17 protein-coding genes and 1 tRNA gene are annotated in these 20,480 nt (G+C 67.2%); 9 read left to right on the top strand and 9 right to left on the bottom strand.

All coding sequences use genetic code 11. The features are described from left to right. Positions 1–1,020: tyrosine-type recombinase/integrase (locus tag ACTWQO_RS16415; RefSeq protein WP_443238047.1), on the top strand; the 1,020-nt coding region annotated here is incomplete at its 5' end. A 68-nt stretch (positions 1,021–1,088) separates the two neighbouring features. On the opposite strand, the gene ACTWQO_RS16410 is transcribed toward ACTWQO_RS16415, so the two are convergent. The 9 genes from ACTWQO_RS16410 to dnaA form a co-directional block, all read right to left on the bottom strand. Beyond that, a tRNA-Ile gene (locus ACTWQO_RS16410) sits at positions 1,089–1,165 on the bottom strand. A 124-nt stretch (positions 1,166–1,289) separates the two neighbouring features. Next, positions 1,290–2,078, bottom strand: coding sequence for a DUF3566 domain-containing protein (locus ACTWQO_RS16405; protein ID WP_443238046.1), 789 nt, complete (start codon positions 2,076–2,078; stop codon positions 1,290–1,292). A gap of 18 nt (positions 2,079–2,096) precedes the next feature. Further along, positions 2,097–4,691, bottom strand: a complete 2,595-nt coding sequence (gene gyrA / locus ACTWQO_RS16400) for a DNA gyrase subunit A (RefSeq protein WP_443238045.1) — start codon at positions 4,689–4,691, stop codon at positions 2,097–2,099. A 42-nt stretch (positions 4,692–4,733) separates the two neighbouring features. Beyond that, positions 4,734–6,818 carry a DNA topoisomerase (ATP-hydrolyzing) subunit B gene (gyrB, locus tag ACTWQO_RS16395; RefSeq protein WP_443238044.1) on the bottom strand — a complete coding sequence of 695 codons (2,085 nt, stop codon included), beginning with the start codon at positions 6,816–6,818 and terminating at the stop codon, positions 4,734–4,736. 363 nt (positions 6,819–7,181) lie between these two features. Continuing rightward, complete coding sequence (locus ACTWQO_RS16390) at positions 7,182–7,724, bottom strand: DUF721 domain-containing protein (RefSeq protein WP_443238043.1); 543 nt, start codon at positions 7,722–7,724, stop codon at positions 7,182–7,184. Continuing rightward, on the bottom strand, positions 7,721–8,842 hold the full coding sequence (gene recF, locus ACTWQO_RS16385; protein WP_301982427.1) for a DNA replication/repair protein RecF: 1,122 nt from the start codon (positions 8,840–8,842) through the stop codon (positions 7,721–7,723). The genes ACTWQO_RS16390 and recF overlap by 4 nt, the downstream gene beginning before the upstream one ends. Positions 8,843–8,894: 52 nt before the next feature. Next, positions 8,895–9,770, bottom strand: coding sequence for a phosphogluconate dehydrogenase (NAD(+)-dependent, decarboxylating) (gene gnd, locus ACTWQO_RS16380; RefSeq protein ID WP_443238042.1), 876 nt, complete (start codon positions 9,768–9,770; stop codon positions 8,895–8,897). A gap of 140 nt (positions 9,771–9,910) precedes the next feature. Continuing rightward, positions 9,911–11,041 (bottom strand): DNA polymerase III subunit beta, encoded by a 1,131-nt coding sequence (gene dnaN, locus ACTWQO_RS16375; protein ID WP_443238041.1) that lies wholly within the window; start codon positions 11,039–11,041, stop codon positions 9,911–9,913. Between the two features lie 859 nt (positions 11,042–11,900). Further along, positions 11,901–13,829, bottom strand: coding sequence for a chromosomal replication initiator protein DnaA (gene dnaA / locus ACTWQO_RS16370; protein WP_443238040.1), 1,929 nt, complete (start codon positions 13,827–13,829; stop codon positions 11,901–11,903). A 363-nt stretch (positions 13,830–14,192) separates the two neighbouring features. On the opposite strand from dnaA, the gene rpmH reads away from it, so the two are divergent. The 8 genes from rpmH to ACTWQO_RS16330 all read left to right on the top strand — a co-directional run bounded on the left by rpmH (position 14,193) and on the right by ACTWQO_RS16330 (position 20,227). Next, on the top strand, positions 14,193–14,330 hold the full coding sequence (rpmH, locus tag ACTWQO_RS16365) for a 50S ribosomal protein L34 (RefSeq protein WP_003949374.1): 138 nt from the start codon (positions 14,193–14,195) through the stop codon (positions 14,328–14,330). 21 nt (positions 14,331–14,351) lie between these two features. Beyond that, entirely contained in the window at positions 14,352–14,723 is a 372-nt protein-coding gene (rnpA, locus tag ACTWQO_RS16360) for a ribonuclease P protein component (protein WP_210573434.1), read from the top strand. Further along, on the top strand, positions 14,720–15,073 hold the full coding sequence (yidD, locus tag ACTWQO_RS16355) for a membrane protein insertion efficiency factor YidD (protein ID WP_443238039.1): 354 nt from the start codon (positions 14,720–14,722) through the stop codon (positions 15,071–15,073). Before rnpA ends, yidD begins: the two co-directional genes overlap by 4 nt. A gap of 3 nt (positions 15,074–15,076) precedes the next feature. Continuing rightward, positions 15,077–16,348 (top strand): membrane protein insertase YidC, encoded by a 1,272-nt coding sequence (yidC, locus tag ACTWQO_RS16350; RefSeq protein ID WP_443238038.1) that lies wholly within the window; start codon positions 15,077–15,079, stop codon positions 16,346–16,348. A 15-nt stretch (positions 16,349–16,363) separates the two neighbouring features. Next, on the top strand, positions 16,364–16,876 hold the full coding sequence (locus ACTWQO_RS16345; protein WP_443238037.1) for a Jag family protein: 513 nt from the start codon (positions 16,364–16,366) through the stop codon (positions 16,874–16,876). A gap of 126 nt (positions 16,877–17,002) precedes the next feature. Then, the gene (rsmG, locus tag ACTWQO_RS16340; protein WP_443238036.1) at positions 17,003–17,719 is read left to right on the top strand and encodes a 16S rRNA (guanine(527)-N(7))-methyltransferase RsmG; all 717 of its coding nucleotides are present in this window, start codon (positions 17,003–17,005) and stop codon (positions 17,717–17,719) included. 337 nt (positions 17,720–18,056) lie between these two features. Further along, positions 18,057–19,130, top strand: coding sequence for a ParA family protein (locus ACTWQO_RS16335; RefSeq protein WP_443238054.1), 1,074 nt, complete (start codon positions 18,057–18,059; stop codon positions 19,128–19,130). Continuing rightward, entirely contained in the window at positions 19,127–20,227 is a 1,101-nt protein-coding gene (locus ACTWQO_RS16330) for a ParB/RepB/Spo0J family partition protein (RefSeq protein ID WP_443238035.1), read from the top strand. Before ACTWQO_RS16335 ends, ACTWQO_RS16330 begins: the two co-directional genes overlap by 4 nt. Positions 20,228–20,480: the final 253 nt, after the last annotated feature.

Below are 20,480 nucleotides of genomic sequence, written 5' to 3'. Positions count from 1 at the left end.
GGTGCGAAGCTCGGCAAGCTCCAAGACCAGGAGCGCAACGGCGTCCCGGTGCCCTCCCGCTCCTGGTCGCTCGGGGAGTGGCTGGCCTACTGGCTGGAGCACATCGTTGAGCCGGACTCCGAGCACAACACGTACGTCAAGTACGAGTCCAAGGTCAGGCTGTACCTGATGCCGCACCTCGGAAAGAAGTCCCTGGTCAAGCTGACTCCCGCCCAGGTCCGCACCTTCATGGCCACGCTGAAGCGCGACAAGGTGCCGGCGCCCACGCGCTTCGAGGTGCTTCGTGTGCTCCGGAACGCCCTCAACCGGGCTATCCGCGAAGAGCTGCTGACGCGCAACGTTGCTCTCCTGGTCGACATGCCCAAGGTCAGCAAGGACAAGGGCACGGCATGGAACGCCCGTGAGGCGATCACGTTCCTTCGCGCCGTTCGTGCCCACCGCCTCTACGCGGCCTGCGTGCTCGTCCTGGTGCTCGGTCTCCGCCGCAGTGAAGTGCTGGGCCTGCGCTGGCAAGACATCGACTTCGAGGCGCGACAGTTCACCCCGGTCAAGCAGGTGCAGCGTGTGAAGGGCGTCGGCCTGGTCCTCAAGGACCTCAAGACCGAGTCGTCACAGGCGGTGCTCCCCTTGCCGGAGTTCTGCGCTCGCGCCTTGGAAGAGCGTCGGGAGCTTCAAGAGCTGGAACGGAAGATCGCGAGTGACCGTTGGTCGCAGGAGCCGGACCATGACCTGATCTTCTCGTCCGAGCATGGCGGCATGATCGATCCGGTGGGCTTCTCCCGTACCTTCGAGCGGCTTGTGAAGCGGGCCGGCGTCCGCCGCATCACGGTCCGGCTCGCCCGGCACACCTGCGGGACCCTGCTCGCCTTCCTGAAGGTGCATCCCAAGGTCGCTCAGGCGATCCTCCGCCACAGCCAGATCAGCATGACGATGGACGTCTACACGCACGTGGTCGGCGACAGCGAGCGTGAAGCCGTCGGGATGCTGGCCGAGCTGCTGGAAGATCCGCTCATCGGCTGATCGTCGCCGTTGGTGTCAACCGTTGGTGTCAAAAGACCCCCAGCCTGATCGACTGGGGGTCTTTTCGCTGGTGGGGCTAACAGGATTTGAACCTGTGGCCTCATCCTTATCAGGGATGCGCTCTAACCAACTGAGCTATAGCCCCGCCGCGCTCTGCGGTGTATGTCCCGCGCGCTGACCCCTGAAGATTAGCGCACGACGTGGGCAGTCCCAAAATCGATAGTCAGAGGACCGACGCCCGAGGTTTGAAACGGCGTTGCCGGTTAATGTCACTCGTCCTCGGCGAGCGTCAGCTCGACGCCGCCCACGAAGCCCGCCGACAGGTTGTAGATGAATGCGCCGAGGGTCGCCAGGGCCGTCGCGAGGACGACGTCGATGACCGCGATGATCGACGTGAACATCAGGACGTTCGGGAGGGACAGGAAGGACTGGAGGTCAAAGCCGTTCGACTCGTTCGAGCCGGTGGCCTCGGAGATGGTGCCGCCGACCGTCGAGAAGACGCCCATCGCGTCCATGACCATCCACAGCACCGCCGACGCGACGATCGTGCAGATGCCCAGGGCGATGGAGAGCAGGAAGCTCACCTTCATGACCGACCAGGGGTCGGCCTTCGCCACGCGCAGCCGGGCCTTGCGGGTGCGGGGCGTCGTACGCGCGCCCGTGCGGGGCCGTCGTACGGCACCAGCGGGCGCCGCCGGCGGGTAGGCCTGCGGCGGGTGGTACGGGCCGGAGGGCTGCTGTGGCTGGCGCTCTCCCGGCAGCGGAGAGGCCGGCGGCTGCGGCGCGGCCTGGGCGGCTTGCTGGGCCGACGGCTGGGGCTGCTGGGAGCCCGGAGCGGCCGAGCCCGCCCCAGCCGCGTACTGCTGGGTCTGCGAGCCACGGGTGTCCGTCACAGTTCCCCCCTGGGATCCATGAGTGTCAGGCGAGTGCGAGTCGGTCGGAGACGACTTGATCGCTTGCAGGTTGGTCGTGTGGGAGTCCGTCGCACGCGCGGCGGAGCCACGGCCGCCGCCGTCCGTGTCCGTACCGGTCGGTCCGGCGCCCGTGGCTCCGCTCACGATGACTCACTCCTCGCGCTACTCGTCCGAGGGCGCCTCACCCTCGTCCGTGCCGGTGGTCGCGGCACCTTCGGCGGTCTCGTCCACGGCCACGTCGCCGTCGACTTCCTCCGCCTCGCGTCCCGCCTCGGCGTTGCGTGCGATACCGACGACGGCATCGCGCTTGCCCAGGTTGATCAGTTGGACGCCCATGGTGTCACGGCCAGTCTCCCTGACCTCGTTGACTCGCGTACGAATCACACCGCCGGACAGCGTGATGGCGAGGATCTCGTCGGTCTCCTCGACCACCAGCGCACCGACGAGCGATCCGCGGTCCTCCACGATCTTGGCGGCCTTGATGCCGAGGCCGCCGCGTCCCTGGACGCGGTACTCGTCGACAGCGGTCCGCTTCGCGTACCCACCGTCGGTGGCAGTGAACACGAACGTACCGGGTCGAACAACATTCATCGAGAGCAGCTCGTCGCCCTCGCGGAAACTCATGCCCTTGACACCCGAGGTGGCACGGCCCATGGGACGCAGAGCGTCGTCCGTCGCAGTGAACCTGATCGATTGCGCCTTCTTGCTGATCAGAAGCAGATCGTCATCGGGCGAAACGAGTTCGGCTCCGATCAGTTCGTCATCGGAACCGTCCGCTGTCTCACGGAGGTTGATCGCGATGACGCCACCGGAACGCGGCGAATCGTAATCCTTCAGAGGCGTCTTCTTGACCAGACCGCCCTTGGTGGCGAGCACCAGGTGCGGCGCCGCCTCGTAGTCTCGGATCGCGAGGATCTCGGCGATCGCCTCGTCCGGCTGGAAGGCGAGCAGGTTGGCCACGTGCTGGCCGCGCGCGTCACGGCCGGCGTCCGGCAGCTCGTACGCCTTCGCCCGGTAGACGCGGCCCTTGTTGGTGAAGAACAGCAGCCAGTGGTGCGTCGTCGACACGAAGAAGTGGTCGACGATGTCGTCTTCCTTGAGCTTCGTGCCGCGCACGCCCTTGCCGCCGCGCTTCTGGGCGCGGTAGTCGACGGTCTTGGTGCGCTTGACGTAACCGCCACGTGAGACGGTCACCACGATGTCCTCTTCGGCGATGAGGTCCTCGATGGACATATCACCGTCGTAGGGCACCAGCATGGTCTTGCGGTCGTCGCCGAACTTCTCGACGATCGCGGCCAGTTCCGCGCTGACGATACCGCGCTGGCGGAGCGGCGAGGCGAGGATCTCGTTGTACTCGTTGATCTTCGCCTGGAGTTCGTCGTGCTCCTGGACGATCTTCTGGCGCTCCAGGGCGGCGAGGCGGCGCAGCTGCATCTCGAGGATGGCGTTGGCCTGGATCTCGTCGATCTCCAGGAGCTGCATCAGGCCACCGCGCGCGATCTCGACGGTGTCGCTGCGCCGGATCAGCGCGATGACCTCGTCGATGGCGTCCAGGGCCTTGAGGAGGCCGCGGAGGATGTGGGCGCGCTCCTCGGCCTTGCGCAGGCGGAAGCGCGTCCGGCGGACGATGACCTCGATCTGGTGCGTCACCCAGTGGCGGATGAACGCGTCCAGGGAGAGGGTGCGGGGCACGCCGTCGACCAGGGCCAGCATGTTGGCGCCGAAGTTGGTCTGCAGGTCGGTGTGCTTGTAGAGGTTGTTCAGGACGACCTTGGCGACCGCGTCCCGCTTCAGCACGATGACGAGTCGCTGGCCGGTACGCGACGAGGTCTCGTCACGGACGTCCGCGATACCGCCGACCTTGCCGTCCTTCACCAGGTCGGCGATCTTCTGCGCCAGGTTGTCGGGATTGACCTGGTACGGCAGCTCCGTCACCACCAGGCACTGGCGGCCCTGGATCTCCTCGACCTCGACGACCGCGCGCATCGTGATGGAGCCACGGCCCGTGCGGTACGCCTCCTCGATGCCCTTGCGGCCGACGACGAGCGCGCCGGTCGGGAAGTCCGGGCCCTTGATGCGCTCGACGAGGGCGTCGAGCAGTTCCTCGTGCGACGCCTCCGGGTTCTCCAGGTACCACTGGGCGCCGGACGCGACCTCGCGCAGGTTGTGCGGCGGGATGTTCGTCGCCATGCCGACCGCGATACCGGCCGAGCCGTTGATCAGCAGGTTCGGGAAGCGGGCGGGCAGGACGGTCGGCTCCTGGGAGCGGCCGTCGTAGTTGTCCGTGAAGTCGACGGTCTCCTCGTCGATGTCGCGGACCATCTCCATCGACAGCGGCGCCATCTTGCACTCGGTGTACCGCATGGCGGCCGCGGGGTCGTTGCCCGGAGAGCCGAAGTTGCCGTTGGAGTCGACGAGCGGCATGCGCATCGACCACGGCTGGGCGAGGCGGACCAGGGCGTCGTAGATCGAGGAGTCGCCGTGGGGGTGGTAGTTGCCCATGACGTCGCCGACCACACGGGCGCACTTGTAGAAGCCGCGCTCGGGTCGGTAGCCGCCGTCATACATGGCGTACAGGACGCGGCGGTGGACGGGCTTGAGCCCGTCCCGGACGTCCGGCAGCGCTCGGGAGACGATGACGGACATCGCGTAGTCGAGGTACGAGCGCTGCATCTCCGTCTCGAGCCCGACGGGCTCGACACGCTGGGCGATGTCGCCGCCTTCTTCAGGCGTGAAGGGAGTGTTCTCGTCGGCCATTGCTGGTGAAGATCCTTCCTGGTGCGGTCAGCTGAGACCGACTCAGATGTCGAGGAAGCGGACGTCCTTGGCATTGCGCTGGATGAACGCGCGGCGCGCCTCGACGTCCTCGCCCATCAGGACCGAGAACAGGTCGTCGGCCTGCGCGGCGTCGTCGAGGGTGACCTGGCCGAGGACGCGGTGCTCCTGGTCCATCGTGGTGATGCGCAGTTCCTCGGCGTTCATCTCGCCGAGACCCTTGAAGCGCTGGACCGAGTCGTCGCGGATGCGCTTGCCGTTCTGCCGGCCGAGTTCGATCAGCGCGTCACGCTCACGGTCGGAGTACGCGTACTCGAAGTCGTCCCGACCCCACTTGATCTTGTAGAGCGGGGGACGTGACAGGAACACGTGCCCGGCCTCGACCAGCGGCCGCATGAAGCGGAACAGGAAGGTCAGCAGCAGGGTGTTGATGTGCTGGCCGTCGACGTCGGCGTCCGCCATCAGGATGATCTTGTGGTAGCGCAGCCTCTCGATGTCGAAGTCCTCGTGGACTCCGGTACCGAAGGCGGAGATCAGCGCCTGGATCTCCTGGTTCTGCAGGATCTTGTCGATCCGCGCCTTCTCGACGTTGAGGATCTTGCCTCGGATCGGGAGGATCGCCTGGTACTGCGGGTTACGGCCGGACTTGGCCGAGCCGCCGGCGGAGTCACCCTCGACGATGAAGATCTCGCACTTGGTGGGGTCGTTCGACTGGCAGTCGGAGAGCTTGCCCGGCAGGGACGCCGACTCCAGCAGGCCCTTGCGGCGGGTGAGGTCGCGCGCCTTGCGGGCGGCCACGCGCGCGGTGGCGGCCTGGATGCCCTTGCGGACGATGTCCGCGGCCTCCACCGGGTTGCGGTCCAGCCAGTCGTTGAGGTGCTCGTAGACCGCCTTTTGGACGAAGGTCTTCGCCTCCGTGTTGCCCAGCTTGGTCTTGGTCTGGCCCTCGAACTGCGGCTCGCTCAGCTTCACCGAGATGATCGCGGTCAGACCCTCGCGGATGTCGTCGCCCGTGAGGTTGTCGTCCTTCTCACGGAGCAGCTTCTTGTCGCGCGCGTACTTGTTGATCAGGTTCGTCAGCGCCGAGCGGAACCCCTCTTCGTGGGTGCCGCCCTCGTGGGTGTGGATGATGTTGGCGAAGGAGTACACGCCCTCGCTGTAGCCGCTGTTCCACTGCATGGCGACTTCGAGGGAGAGGGCCTTGTCCTTGTCCTCGGCCTCAAGGTCGATCACCGTCGGGTGCACCACGTCTCCCTTGCGGGAGTTGAGGTACTTCACGAAGTCGACGATGCCGCCTTCGTAGTGGTACGTGACCTTCTTGACCTCGGCGGTCTCGTCCGCGCCGGCCTCGTCCGCCCCGGAGGTGGCCTTCGCCGACTCGCGCTCATCAGTGAGTTTGATGGTCAAACCCTTGTTGAGGAACGCCATCTCCTGGAAGCGCCGCGAGAGCGTCTCGAAGGAGTAGTCCGTGGTCTCGAAAATGTCGGCGTCGGCCCAGAAGGTGACCGACGTGCCGGTTTCGTCCGTGGCCTCGTGCTTGACCAACGGCGCCGTGGGGACGCCCATCTTGTAGTCCTGCGTGTGGCGGTACCCGTCGGTCTTGACCTCTACGGCGACCTTCGAGGACAGCGCGTTCACCACGGAGACGCCCACGCCGTGCAGACCACCGGAGACCGCGTAGCCGCCGCCGCCGAACTTGCCGCCCGCGTGCAGCACGGTCAGCACGACCTCGAGGGCCGGCTTGCCCTCGGAGGCGACGATGCCCACCGGGATACCACGGCCGTTGTCGACCACGCGCACGCCGCCGTCGGCGAGGATCGTCACCTCGATGGTGTCCGCGTGACCGGCCAGCGCCTCGTCGACGGAGTTGTCGACCACCTCGTACACGAGGTGGTGCAGTCCGCGCTCACCGGTCGAGCCGATGTACATACCGGGTCGCTTGCGGACCGCGTCCAGACCCTCGAGGACGGTGATGGCGCTGGCGTCGTACGAGGCGGTGACCTCGCCGTTCGACGAAGTCACCGCGGCGCTGGCGCCGGCGTCGGTGGACGGGATGTTCTCGTTGGGGTTGCCGGAATCGGCCACGAAGCGCCCTTTCTGGCACAGCACGAGCCAGGCTCGCCGGCAGGTTGCCGGAGCGGCTGCGGCATGTTGCGTTGGTAAGCCTTGATCAGCGTTGCTCAGCTTTTCCCGGACGGTCCCCACGGATGGGGCGGGATTAGCTTCCAGTCTACCGGTAGCGCCGACAGTGATGGGGGTTTGCCGGTACCTGAGTCCGCATGTGGCGCCCTGAATCGGTCTCCGCCGGGTCCCCATATGCGGAGCGGGGCTCCAAGAGGCTCACAGCGGCACTCAGCGCTTCCGGCTGTCAACCCTTGGCTACTTCGGAGTCAGGTCGCGATTCGCAACCGCGTCCGCCGGTACTTCGCAGACGTCGACGCGCGTTGATCGCTTCCCTCGACGTGATGTCTGTCACCCATAGGTGTCGCCGGGGCCCGTGCTGCCCGGAGCACGCAGCGGACCGTAGCGGCGAGGGGGACCACCGGGGCCGTTCACCTTGATCAACTGCACCGTGCCATGGCCCAGATCCTCGTTGAGCCGGGCGACCAGCGTGGGGGCGAGCAGACGCAGGTTCGTCGCCCAGGCCGTGGAGTCGCAGCGCACGACCAGCACACGCTCGTCCTCGTCGTACCGCTCCGGCACACAGTGCTTGGCGACGTCCTCCCCGACGATCTGCGGCCAGCGGCCCATCACACCGCCCACCGCGGCCGGGGCCTCCCAACCCCGCTCGGTGATCAGGCGGTTGATCGCTGCGCCGAGCGCCATGGGGTCGCGTCCATCGGCACCCGCGCCGGAGCGCAGGCCACCACGGCGCGCCTGCTTCTTCTGCTGCACGGCATCCCCACGCGCGCGTGCCTGCTCCTTCGCCGCGCGCAACGCCACGCGCGCGAGATCCACCCCGGACGGCTCCGGGGCCCCCGGCTCGGATGCCCTCTTGGGATCGTCGGTCGTCATGCGCGCTCCACCGTCCCGTCCGACACCGTGTACCGCGTCCCCGTCAGCACGTGCGGTACGTCGTCGTCGACCGCGGCCGTCACCAGCACCTGCTCACCGGGCGCCACCAGCTCGGCCAGTCGCTCACGCCGCCGGGTGTCCAGCTCCGCGAACACATCGTCGAGGATCAGCACCGGCTCATTTCCCTCAGCCCTGAGCAGGTCGTACGACGCCAGCCGCAGCGCCAGCGCATACGACCAGGACTCACCGTGGGACGCGTAACCCTTGGCCGGCAGCTGACCGAGTTTGAGATTCAAATCGTCTCGGTGAGGCCCTACGAGAGTCACGCCCCGCTCGATCTCCTGCTTGCGCGCGTCGGCGAGCGCGGCCATCACCTGCGTGTAGAGGTCCTCGCGCGTGTGCGCCTCACCCGGCGCCGACGGCTTGTACTCCAGAGCCACCGGGCCGCCACCGGGCGCCAGTTGCTCGTACGCCTTGTCGGCCAGCGGCTGGATCGCGGCTATCAGATCCAGGCGCTGAGCAAGCAACTCGGCGCCCGCGCCCGCAAGATGCTGATCCCAGACATCGAGAGTCGACAGATCCATCGAACGACCGCCGTGCCGACGAGCCAACGCGGCAGATTTCAACAGGGTGTTCCGCTGCTTGAGGACCCGCTCGTAGTCCGAGCGCACACCGGCCATACGCGGAGACCGGGCGGTGATCAGCTCGTCGAGAAAGCGGCGCCGCTCCCCGGGATCGCCCTTGACCAGAGCGAGGTCCTCGGGCGCGAACAGCACAGTCCGTACGATGCCCAGCACATCACGGGGTCTGACCTGCGAGGACCTGTTGATGCGGGCGCGGTTCGCCCTGCCGGGGTTCAGCTCCAGCTCGACCAGCTGCTGCCGCTCGCCCTGCTTGACCTGCGCGCGGATGACCGCACGGTCGGCGCCCATCCGGACGAGAGGCGCGTCGGAAGCGACGCGGTGGCTGCCGAGGGTGGCGAGGTAGCCGATCGCCTCGACGAGATTGGTCTTGCCCTGCCCGTTGGGGCCCACGAAGGCGGTGACGCCCGGGTCGAGCGGAACTTCGACCCGGGCGTACGAGCGGAAGTCGGCCAGCGACAGATGCGTGACGTGCATGGTCGTTCGCCGACCTCCCCCAGTCTTGTGGACCGCTCAGCAGCCCTGTGGATTACTTCGTCTCGACCGCGTGGCCACCGAACTGGTTCCGCAGCGCCGCGATCATCTTCATCTGCGGAGAGTCCTCCTGCCGCGAGGCGAACCGCGCGAACAGGGACGCCGTGATCGCCGGCAGCGGCACGGCGTGGTCGATGGCGGCTTCCACAGTCCAGCGGCCTTCCCCGGAGTCCTGTGCATAACCGCGCAGCTTCTGAAGGTGCTCGTCCTCGTCGAGGGCGTTCACCGCGAGGTCGAGCAGCCAGGAGCGGATGACCGTGCCCTCCTGCCAGGAACGGAACACCTCCCGGACGTCGGTCACGGAGTCGACCTTCTCCAGGAGCTCCCAGCCCTCGGCGTAGGCCTGCATCATCGCGTACTCGATGCCGTTGTGGACCATCTTCGCGAAGTGGCCGGCGCCGACCTTGCCGGCGTGCACCGCACCGAGGTCGCCCTCGGGCTTGAGGGCGTCGAAGACCGGCTGCACCTTGGCGACGTTCTCCGCGTCGCCGCCGTACATCAGCGCATAGCCGTTCTCCAGGCCCCACACGCCGCCGGAGACACCGCAGTCGACGAAGCCGATGCCCTTGGCGGCCAGCTCCTCCGCGTGCTTCTCGTCGTCCGTCCAGCGCGAGTTGCCGCCGTCCACGACGACATCACCGGGCTCCAGCAGCTCGGCCAGCTCGTCGATGGTCGACTGGGTGGGTGCACCGGCCGGGACCATCACCCATACGACGCGCGGGCCCGAAAGCTTGCCCACAAGGTCTTCCAGGCTGTGGACATCGGCGAGATCCGGGTTGCGGTCGTATCCGATGACGGTGTGGCCTGCGCGGCGGATCCGCTCGCGCATGTTGCCGCCCATCTTGCCGAGGCCGACGAGACCGAGCTCCATCAGTTGTTCCTTAGGTTGCTGTGTGGCGTGTGAGGCACCTTCGTACCCATGTCCGAGCCTAAACCCGGACTCTCACGCACACCTGTGGGCATACGCGCTCAAACGTATGCCCCGACCTGCGGTGTTCTCGTCGGGCGTGGTCAGCCGCTGAGGCGGACCGGCATGATCAGGTACTTGTAGGCCTCGTCCGCCTCGGCGTCCAGCGCCGGCTTGCCGCTGAGCAGCGCGGGCTTGGTGGACGTCGTGAAGGACAGCTGCGCCACCGGGGAGTCGATGGCGCTCAGGCCGTCCAGCAGGAACGTGGGGTTGAAGGCGATCGAGACGTCGTCGCCCTCCAGCTGAGCGTCCACCCGTTCCACAGCCTGTGCGTCGTCGCTGGAACCGGCCTCCAGGATCAGCACACCCTGCTCGAAGCTGAGCCGCACCGGAGTGTTGCGCTCGGCCACCAGGGCCACACGCTTGACGGCCTCCACGAAGGGCGCGGTCTCGATCACGGCGATGGAGTTGAACTCCGTCGGGAACAGCGAGCGGTACTTCGGCAGGTCGCCCTCCAGCAGCCGCGTCGTCGTACGCCGGCCGGCGCCCTCGAAACCGATAAGGCCCTCGCCCGCGCCCGAGCCGGACAGCGCCAGGATCACACTGTCGCCGCTGGTCAGCGCCTTGGCGGTGTCCAGGAGGGTCTTGGCGGGGACCAGGGCGACCGCGGACGCCTCCGGGTTCTCCGGCTTCCACAGGAACTCACGGACCGCGAAGCGGTAGCGGTCGGTGGAGGCCAGGGTGACCCGGTCGCCCTCGATCTCGATGCGCACACCGGTGAGGACGGGCAGCGTGTCGTCACGGCCGGCGGCGATGGCTACCTGGGAGGCAGCCGAGGCGAAGACCTCGCCGGGGACGGTGCCGGTCGCCGACGGCATCTGCGGCAGCGCCGGGTACTCCTCCACAGGCAGTGTGTGGAGTGTGAACCGCGAGGAGCCGCAGACCACCGTCGCCCGTACACCGTCTGTGGAAATCTCCACCGGGCGGTTGGGGAGGGCGCGGCAGATGTCGGCGAGCAGCCTGCCGGAGACGAGGACCGTGCCCTCCTCCTCGACCTCGGCCTCCACGGACACGCGTGCGGAGACCTCGTAGTCGAAGCTGGACAGGCTCAGCTGGCCGTCCTCGGCCTTCAGCAGAAGGCCGGCGAGGACAGGCGCCGGCGGACGGGCCGGAAGGCTGCGCGCCGCCCAGGCCACTGCCTCCGCGAGTACGTCGCGTTCCACCCGGATCTTCACTGTTGCCGCCTCCTGCTGTTGCCGGCGCTTCTCGGCCTGCCTGGCTTCGTCGTCTGTCTCGGTGTGGTCGGTCCCTGTGAGGGGAAGGACACCGGGGAACAGTCTGACGCACGGCACTGACAGTAGGTGCCTCTCGGGGGCAAGTCGTGACGAGGGGCAGTCGGGCGCCGAAGAGCGAGTTGTGCACAGGACCCCCTTCGAAGCGAATTCCGCTCTGTCTCTAGTTGGGAGTAGTAGTAGGGCCTGTGGATACGGTGGATAACCCTGTTTTCCCAGCTCAGCGGCAAGATTTTGTCCACGGACCCTGTGGGCGACACCGGTGGACAACTAGGCGAATCTGTGGAGAACGGAAAGTTCTGCACACCCCATGCACAGCCTGGGGTGACTTCTCCCCAGTGCCGTCCCCAGCTTTGGGCAGCTTTCCCACAGACCACCCCGGCAGCTTTGTGTGACGCCTTTCACTCGTCCCGGTGAGGAGGCGCGTCGCGTTGCCGAACAGTGGACAGCGGTGTGGAGAAGCTGCCCATCCTTGGGGACAACTCACCCCAGCCTGTGGGTTGCCGGTGGACAACTTCGTGCACACCCTGTGGATCTTTTCGCTGTCCACAGTCTGTGGAGATCGTTTGTCCACCAATCCACAGCCACTTGAGCTGGCTTGATGGTCTGTCAACGGGGCCAGCTGTGGACAGGATCTGGACAACTCCCCAGTCCCCAGGGTGTGGACGGCAGAAAATCACCGAATCTGTGGAGAGTGGCCGTAACGCGGCACGTAATCGAACACCGGGTGGCTGCGGCATAACGAAGGGCGCCCCCCGGATCTCCTCCGGAGGGCGCCCTCGATGCCGTAACCCTGTGGTCGTCAGCCGTTCTTGATGCGGTTCGTCAGCTCGGTCACCTGGTTGTAGATGGAGCGCCGCTCGGCCATCAGATTGCGGATCTTGCGGTCGGCGTGCATCACCGTGGTGTGGTCGCGGCCGCCGAACAGCGCGCCGATCTTCGGCAGCGACAGGTCCGTGAGCTCGCGGCACAGGTACATGGCGATCTGGCGGGCCGTGACGAGCTGGCGGCCGCGCGAGCTGCCGCACAGATCCTCGACCGTGAGACCGAAGTAGTCGGCGGTCGCGCTCATGATGGCGGTCGAGGTGATCTCCGGTGTCGAGTCCTCACCGCCGGGGATGAGGTCCTTGAGGACGATCTCGGTCAGGCCCAGGTCCACCGGCTGCCGGTTGAGCGAAGCGAACGCCGTCACCCGGATCAGCGCGCCCTCCAGCTCGCGGATGTTGCGCGAGATCCGGGAGGCGATGAACTCGAGCACCTCCGGCGGGGCGTTGAGCTGCTCCTGCACCGCCTTCTTACGGAGGATGGCGATACGGGTCTCCAGCTCGGGCGGCTGGACGTCGGTGATCAGGCCCCACTCGAAACGGTTCCGCAGCCGGTCCTCCAGCGTCACCAGCTGCTTCGGCGGCCGGTCGCTGGACAGCACGATCTGCTTGTTGGCGTTGTGGAGCGTGTTGAAGGTGTGGAAGAACTCCTCCTGCGTCGACTCCTTGTCCGCGAGGAACTGGATGTCGTCGACGAGCAGGATGTCCATCTCCCGGTACCGCTTGCGGAAGCTGTCGCCCTTGCCGTCGCGGATGGAGTTGATGAACTCGTTGGTGAACTCCTCCGAGCTCACGTACCGCACGCGCGTGCCGGGGTAGAGGCTGCGGGCGTAGTGCCCGATCGCGTGCAGCAGGTGCGTCTTGCCGAGCCCCGACTCCCCATAGATGAAGAGGGGGTTGTACGCCTTCGCCGGTGCCTCGGCGACGGCCACCGCGGCCGCGTGGGCGAAGCGGTTGGAGGCGCCGATGACGAACGTGTCGAAGAGGTACTTCGGGTTCAGTCGCGCGGTCGGCTCGCCGGGGCCGGTCGCCGGCGCGGGCTGCGCGGCCAGCGGGCCGGGGGCGCCGGTCGTGGGGAGTGTGGGTCCGACCGGTCCGCCGCGATGCACATGTCCGGACCCGGACGGCGGGTCGGGCCGCTCCCGGCGGGCGTCACGCTGGTCGTAGTCGGAGCGGGACTGGTCGTAGTCGGAGCGCTGTGAGTCGTAGGAGGGGCGCTCCATGGACTGCGGACGGTAGTCCTGGGAGGGCTGGTGGTACGAGTCCTGGGACGGCGGGGAGTACGAGTCCTTGGATCCGTACGAGTCCTGAGAGCCGTAGGAATCCTGGGGCCGGTACGAGTCCTGTGACGGTGACGCGTACGGGTCGCGCTCCGGGAAGCCGAGCCGCTGCTGTTGCCAGCCGTAGTCGTCCTGGGATCCGCGGGGCCAGGCGCCGGGTTCGGGGCGCTGGTATTCCGAGGGGTACGCGGGGCGGGCCGTCGGGAGTTGATCCGTGCGGGGCGGGGGCAGCTGGTCGCTCGGGGTGCCCGAGCGGTCGTCGGCGCGGTGGCGGCCGTAGCCCTCGTACTGGGAGGAGGGGAGTTCCTGCTCCTCGTACCGGGGGCGCTGGGGCGGCGCCGGGGGTTCGCCGACGGAGTCGTCGACGGTGATCGCGATGCGGATCGGGCGGCCGCATTCGCGGCTCAGCGTCTCGCTGACGATCGGTGCGAGACGGCCCTCCAGTACGCCCTTCGCAAATTCGTTCGGTACGGCGAGCAGGGCAGTGTCCGCGACCAGCGCCAGGGGCTGGCAGCGGCGGATCCAGCGCTCGTCCTTGGCTTCGACGCCCTGCCCCCGGCCCTCCCCGAGGAGTTGCTCCAGTACTCGTGGCCACACTGCGGCAAGATCGGCAGGTACGTCAGCCACAGGGCACGCTCTCTCGTGGGTCCCACGAACGTGTGGTTGTGGGACGGCTTGGGATTCAAATCGGATGGGACGGGCGAATCGGAGTCCAGCCAAGGTAGTCAGGGCGACGGGTGCGGTTCAAGTTGTTGTCCCCAGGCTGTGGATAGTGTCTCCTGTGGGCCGCTGGTTTGACCGGATGGCGTAGCCCCGCGTACCGTAACCAGGTCGAGTTGTCGATGGCTGCTGCCGCCTGCCTCCGATGGGCACAGATCGCTGAAGGTGATCGGGAAGCGGTGCACTCGGGCGTGATGCGAGCTACTCGTGGGCGCACGGTGACAGCCAGGACGGCACCCGCCACCACCGATTGATTTCTGGAGCCCCCGAGTGAGCAAGCGCACCTTCCAGCCGAACAACCGTCGTCGCGCGAAGACCCACGGCTTCCGGCTGCGTATGCGCACCCGTGCCGGCCGCGCGATTCTCGCGTCCCGCCGTGGCAAGGGTCGCGCCCGTCTGTCCGCCTGATCCCGGTCAGGTCATGACGTCGTGCTGCCCACCGAGAACCGGCTGAGGCGGCGCGAGGACTTCGCGACCGCGGTACGACGAGGACGCAGGGCCGGACGCCCGACTCTCGTCGTCCACCTTCGAAGCGGTGCCACGGACCCGCACGCGCCTGGGGAGAGCGCTCCCCCGACGCGTGCGGGTTTCGTCGTGAGCAAGGCGGTGGGCGGCGCGGTCGTCCGGAACAAGGTGAAGCGCAGACTCCGTCATCTGATGCGGGAGCGAGTCGCCCTGTTGCCCCCCGGTAGCCTGGTAGTCGTACGAGCGTTGCCCGGCGCGGGCGACGCCGACCATGGACAACTGGCCCAAGACCTGGATGCCGCTCTGCGGCGGCTGCTGGGAGGGGGCGCACGATGAAGTACCCGCTACTGGCCCTGATCAAGCTCTACCAGTGGACGATCAGTCCGCTGCTCGGGCCGGTCTGCAAGTACTACCCGTCGTGCTCCCACTACGGCTATACGGCCATCGACCGGCACGGTGCGGTCAAGGGAACGGCACTCACCGCCTGGCGCATCCTGCGGTGCAATCCGTGGTCGCTGGGCGGTGTGGACCATGTCCCGCCGCGCAAGCGCCCGCGGTGGCACGAAATGCTGCGTGACGCCTGGCGCACACGCGGGGGCGGGAACTCCGCCGCCGAAACGGCCACCGAGGGGCAGACTCCTTCGAGCCCGGCCGCAGAGACCCCGTCCCATGCCCAAGGAGCATGATTAGTGGACACGATTGCCAGCTTCTTCAGCTTCATCACGACACCTGTCTCCTGGGTCATCGTCCAGTTCCACACGGTGTACGGCGCCCTCTTCGGCGATGACACCGGGTGGGCCTGGGGCCTGTCCATCGTGTCCCTGGTGATTCTGATCCGTATCTGCCTGATCCCGCTCTTCGTGAAGCAGATCAAGGCGACCCGGGCGATGCAGACGCTGCAGCCCGAGATGAAGAAGATCCAGGAGCGCTACAAGAACGACAAACAGCGTCAGTCCGAAGAGATGATGAAGCTGTACAAGGAGACGGGTACCAACCCGCTCTCCTCGTGCCTTCCCATCCTGGCGCAGTCGCCGTTCTTCTTCGCTCTGTACCACGTGCTCAACAGCATCGCGAACAACGACACCGTCGGTGTCATCAACGCGAGCCTGCTGGAGAGCGCGCAGAAGGCGCACATCTTCGGCGCCCCGCTGGCCGCGAAGTTCACCGACAGCTCTTCTGACGTCGCTGCTCTCGACGCCTCGCTGACCACCGTCCGCATCGTCACCGCGGTCATGATCGTCCTGATGTCGGCGTCGCAGTTCTACACGCAGCGTCAGCTGATGACGAAGAACGTCGACACCACGGTGAAGACGCCGTTCATGCAGCAGCAGAAGATGCTGATGTACATCTTCCCGGTCATGTTCGCCGTCTTCGGCATCAACTTCCCGGTGGGTGTGCTCGTCTACTGGCTGACCACCAACGTGTGGACCATGGGTCAGCAGATGTACGTCATCCGCAACAACCCGACTCCGGGCTCCAAGGCCCAGGCCGCGTACCTGGAGCGCCTGCACAAGCACGTCACGCACCACGGCAAGACGCGTGGCCGCGGTGAGAAGGCCATCGTCAAGGCCATCGTGGCCAAGGGCCGTGACCGCAACGAGTACGAGCGGAAGTTCATCAACGGGCTGAGCAAGGCGGGCCTCGCGGCTCAGGCTGACGGCACTGTGGTGAAGGGCGAGACCGCGACCGTCGTGCAGACCGAGGACGGTACGCCGACGACCGCCACGCCCAAGCGCCAGCAGCCGAAGCGGCAGTCCAAGTCCCAGCGGCAGTCCGGCGGCGCAAAGGCGGCCGGAGAGTCCTCCGAGCCGAAGACGTCACTGAGCAAGTCCGATGAGCCCGAGGACGCCAAGCCAGCCGCGAAGAATGCCGCGCAGAAGCCCGGTGGCGGTGGCCGCAGCAAGGCCCAGTCCGGGCAGCGCAAGGGTCCGCAGCGGCCCAAGTCCCCGACCAAGAAGTAAGAAGGAGTCCATCCCGTGACGGAAGGCACCACCTCCGCCGCTGCCGAGGGCGCAGACACCCTGACCCGCCTGGAGCAGGAGGGCGAGATCGCGGCGGACTACCTTGAGGGTCTGCTGGACATCGCCGATCTCGACGGCGACATCGACATGGATGTCGAGGCGGACCGCGCGGCTGTGTCGATCATCAGCGACTCCGGCACCCGTGACCTGCAGAAGCTGGTTGGCCGTGACGGTGAGGTGCTGGAGGCGCTCCAGGAGCTCACGCGCCTGGCCGTGCACAGGGAGACCGGGGATCGCAGCCGTCTGATGCTGGACATCGCGGGCTACCGGGCCAAGAAGCGTGCGGAGCTCTCCGAGCTGGGCGCGAAGGCGGCTGCTGAGGTCAGGAGCAGCGGTGAGCCCATGAAGCTGAAGCCCATGAGTCCCTTTGAGCGCAAGGTCGTGCACGACGCGGTCAAGGCCGCGGGTCTGCGCAGCGAGTCCGAGGGCGAGGAGCCGCAGCGGTTCGTCGTTGTACTTCCCGCCTGATCGGTCCCTACGGTTCTCCGGCCCCGTCTGCCCGGCAGGCGGGGCCGAACTTTGTCAGCCTGATAGTTGTGGTGGTTCTCGTGGTCGGCGTTCGGTGCGCCGAGGCGGTACGGAAGGACGGTCCCCGTGACGGAGGCAGTGGAGCTTCCCCCTGCGCCCGAGCAGGCGCGCGAGGTGTTCGGCGATCGCTTCGCTGATGCCGTGCGTTATGCCGAGCTGCTCGCGGAGGCGGGAGTGCAGCGCGGTCTGATCGGCCCGCGCGAGGTGCCCCGGCTGTGGGAGCGGCACCTGCTGAACTGCGCTGTGCTCTCCGAGGTCGTGCCTGAGGGGGTGACCGTGTGCGATGTCGGCTCGGGCGCCGGTCTGCCCGGCATTCCTCTGGCCCTCGTCCGGGAGGACCTGAAGATCACGCTGCTGGAGCCGCTGCTGCGGCGCACCACCTTCCTGACCGAGGTCGTGGAGCTGCTGGGGCTCGATCATGTGACGGTGGTGCGCGGCCGAGCCGAGGAAGTCATGGGGAAGCTGACGCCGGTGCATGTCGTGACGGCGCGGGCTGTGGCGCCATTGGACCGACTGGCCACGTGGGGCATCCCGCTGCTGCGCCCGTACGGCGAGATGCTCGCGCTGAAGGGTGACACGGCCGAGGAGGAGCTCAAGAGCGCGTCCACGGCGCTGAGCAAGCTCGGAGCCGTGGAGACGTCCATCCTCCATGTGGGTGAGGGTGTGGTGGATCCGATGTCCACTGTGGTCCGCGTAGAGGTCGGGGAGAGCCCAGGAGGCGTGCGTTTCGCGGCGAAGCGGGCGAAGGCGGCCCGGACGGGGCGGGCACGCCGACGCCGTTGAGATGAGCGGGCGCGCGAGAGGCGCCGCTGATCCGTCCTGACGACGACACGTACTCCACACAAGCTGCCAAACCTACGCATGCCGGAGTGTCGCGACACTCCGGCCAGAACTGCTGTGCATCGTGTTTCACGTGAAACGTCGCTCACTGCTGCACGGCATCATCAGTCGCGGCCGCGCCGCGGCCGAACCCCGCGACCGAAAGCCTCTCGGATCACTCGGTGAGGCGCCAGCTTCCGATTCCGGCGGCTCTGGGTCCCCCTCGGGGGGCACGGAGTTGTCCACAGAGGTGGAATTCTCCACAGAACAACAGGCCTCACTGGTTCACGACCCCGAAGGCATGGGAGGCTCTGTTCATTGCGAGCCTGAAGTCGAGGAGAGTGAATCCTTGCGGTCCGACGCCAACATCGCGGGACCGATGACCGATCCGGTCCCCGGTCCCCGTACCGAATCGATGGGGGACGATGTTTCACGTGAAACACCGCCCCCGATGGACGACACTCCCATCGGTCGTGCTGCCCAACTGGCGGTGGAGGCTCTGGGCCGCGCCGGCGAGGGCCTGCCACGGCCTGAGCAGACCCGGGTCATGGTGGTCGCCAACCAGAAGGGGGGCGTGGGCAAGACAACGACGACCGTCAATCTTGCCGCTTCGCTGGCCCTGCATGGCGGCCGTGTCCTGGTGATCGACCTCGACCCCCAGGGCAATGCGTCCACCGCCTTGGGGATCGACCATCACGCCGAAGTTCCTTCCATCTACGACGTGTTGGTCGAGAGCAAGCCGCTCTCGGAAGTCGTTCAGCCGGTCCCTGATGTCGAGGGCCTCTTCTGTGCACCCGCCACGATCGATCTCGCCGGTGCGGAGATCGAGTTGGTGTCCCTGGTGGCCCGAGAGAGCCGGCTGCAGCGAGCCATCCAGGCCTACGAGCAGCCGCTGGACTACATCCTCATCGACTGCCCGCCCTCGCTCGGCCTCTTGACGGTCAACGCGCTGGTGGCCGGCGCGGAGGTCCTCATCCCCATCCAGTGCGAGTACTACGCGCTGGAAGGCCTGGGCCAGCTGCTGCGCAACGTCGATCTGGTGCGGGGGCACCTCAACCCCGCCCTGCATGTATCGACGATTCTGCTCACCATGTACGACGGCCGGACGCGCCTTGCGTCCCAGGTCGCGGACGAGGTGCGCAGCCACTTCGGCGACGAGGTGCTGCGGACGAGCATTCCTCGCTCGGTCCGTATCTCCGAGGCACCGAGCTATGGGCAGACGGTGCTGACCTACGATCCCGGATCGAGCGGTGCCCTGTCCTATCTTGAGGCGGCACGAGAAATCGCACTGAAGGGCGTGGGCGTCACCTACGAAGCGACGCATGCCCATATCGGTGCACAGAGCGACCCGAGCATGGTGGAGGGGATCCAGTGAGCGAGCGACGGAGGGGGTTGGGCCGTGGTCTCGGCGCACTGATCCCTGCTGCCCCGACGGAGAAGACGGTGCCTCCAGCGGTGGGGGGCGCTACTTCCGCGTCTCCCACGGCGGTACCGGTGCTGACGACCGATCGTGGCGTGGCCGCGGCCAAGGTGGCCACGCTGCCGCCTGTTTCACATGAAACCGAGGAGCCGTCGGTGAACGGCGTGGCGGAGACGCCCGCGGCTCCCATGGGCGCCCACTTCGCCGAGATCCCTCTCGACGCCATCACGCCGAACCCGCGTCAGCCGCGTGAGGTCTTCGACGAGGATGCGTTGCAGGAACTCGTCACCTCCATCAAGGAGGTCGGTCTCCTCCAGCCGGTCGTCGTACGGCAGATCGGCCCCGCCCGTTACGAGCTCATCATGGGCGAGCGGCGCTGGCGGGCCTGCCGTGAGGCAGGGCTCGAGGCGATCCCGGCGATCGTGCGGGCCACGGACGACGAGAAGCTCCTCCTGGACGCCCTCCTGGAGAACCTGCACCGTGCACAGCTGAACCCGATCGAAGAGGCGGCTGCCTACGATCAGCTGTTGAAGGACTTCAACTGCACGCACGATCAGCTGGCCGACCGCATCGGCCGGTCCCGCCCTCAGGTCTCCAACACCCTGCGCCTGTTGAAGCTCTCGCCGAAGGTCCAGAACCGGGTGGCCGCCGGTGTGCTCTCCGCCGGGCATGCCCGGGCGCTCCTCTCCGTCGACGACCCGGAGGAGCAGGAGAGGCTGGCTTACCGGGTCGTGGCCGAGGGGCTCTCGGTCCGCTCTGTCGAAGAGATCGTGACCCTGATGGGCTCCCGCCCGCAGAAGGCCCAGCGTTCCAAGGGGCCGCGGGCCGGAGCCCGGGTCTCCCCGGCCCTGACCGATCTGGCGAGCCGTCTCTCGGACCGCTTCGAGACTCGGGTGAAGGTCGACCTCGGACAGAAGAAGGGCAAGATCACAGTCGAGTTCGCCTCGATAGAGGATCTTGAGCGCATCCTCGGCTCGCTTGCTCCCGGCGAGGGTCCTGTCCTGCAGAAGAGTCTTCTGGATGAGGACGACGCTGAGGACTCCGAGGACTGATCCTTCGGCCGTCCGGTCGTTGGGCTAGGGCGGTCGGCAGAGCGGGCCGTGTCCGGTGTGTACCGGAACACGGTCCGCTCTTTGCTTTTTGGCCGTATCGATCGAATCGCAATCGTGGATACGATGCGTTCGGGTATGGCGCATCCACCCGGCAGCACCTCTCAGGGGAGGCAGGGGCCATGCGAACGGTGAGCCGCACCGGACTGGTGAGCGCGGGCCTTGGGCTGGGCGCGGTCGGCGGATTCGTCGGCAG

The sequence above is a fragment of the Streptomyces sp. 4N124 genome (assembly GCF_052245395.1).
Taxonomy (GTDB): Bacteria; Actinomycetota; Actinomycetes; order Streptomycetales; family Streptomycetaceae; genus Streptomyces.
This window is presented reverse-complemented; position numbering and strand designations above follow the sequence as displayed.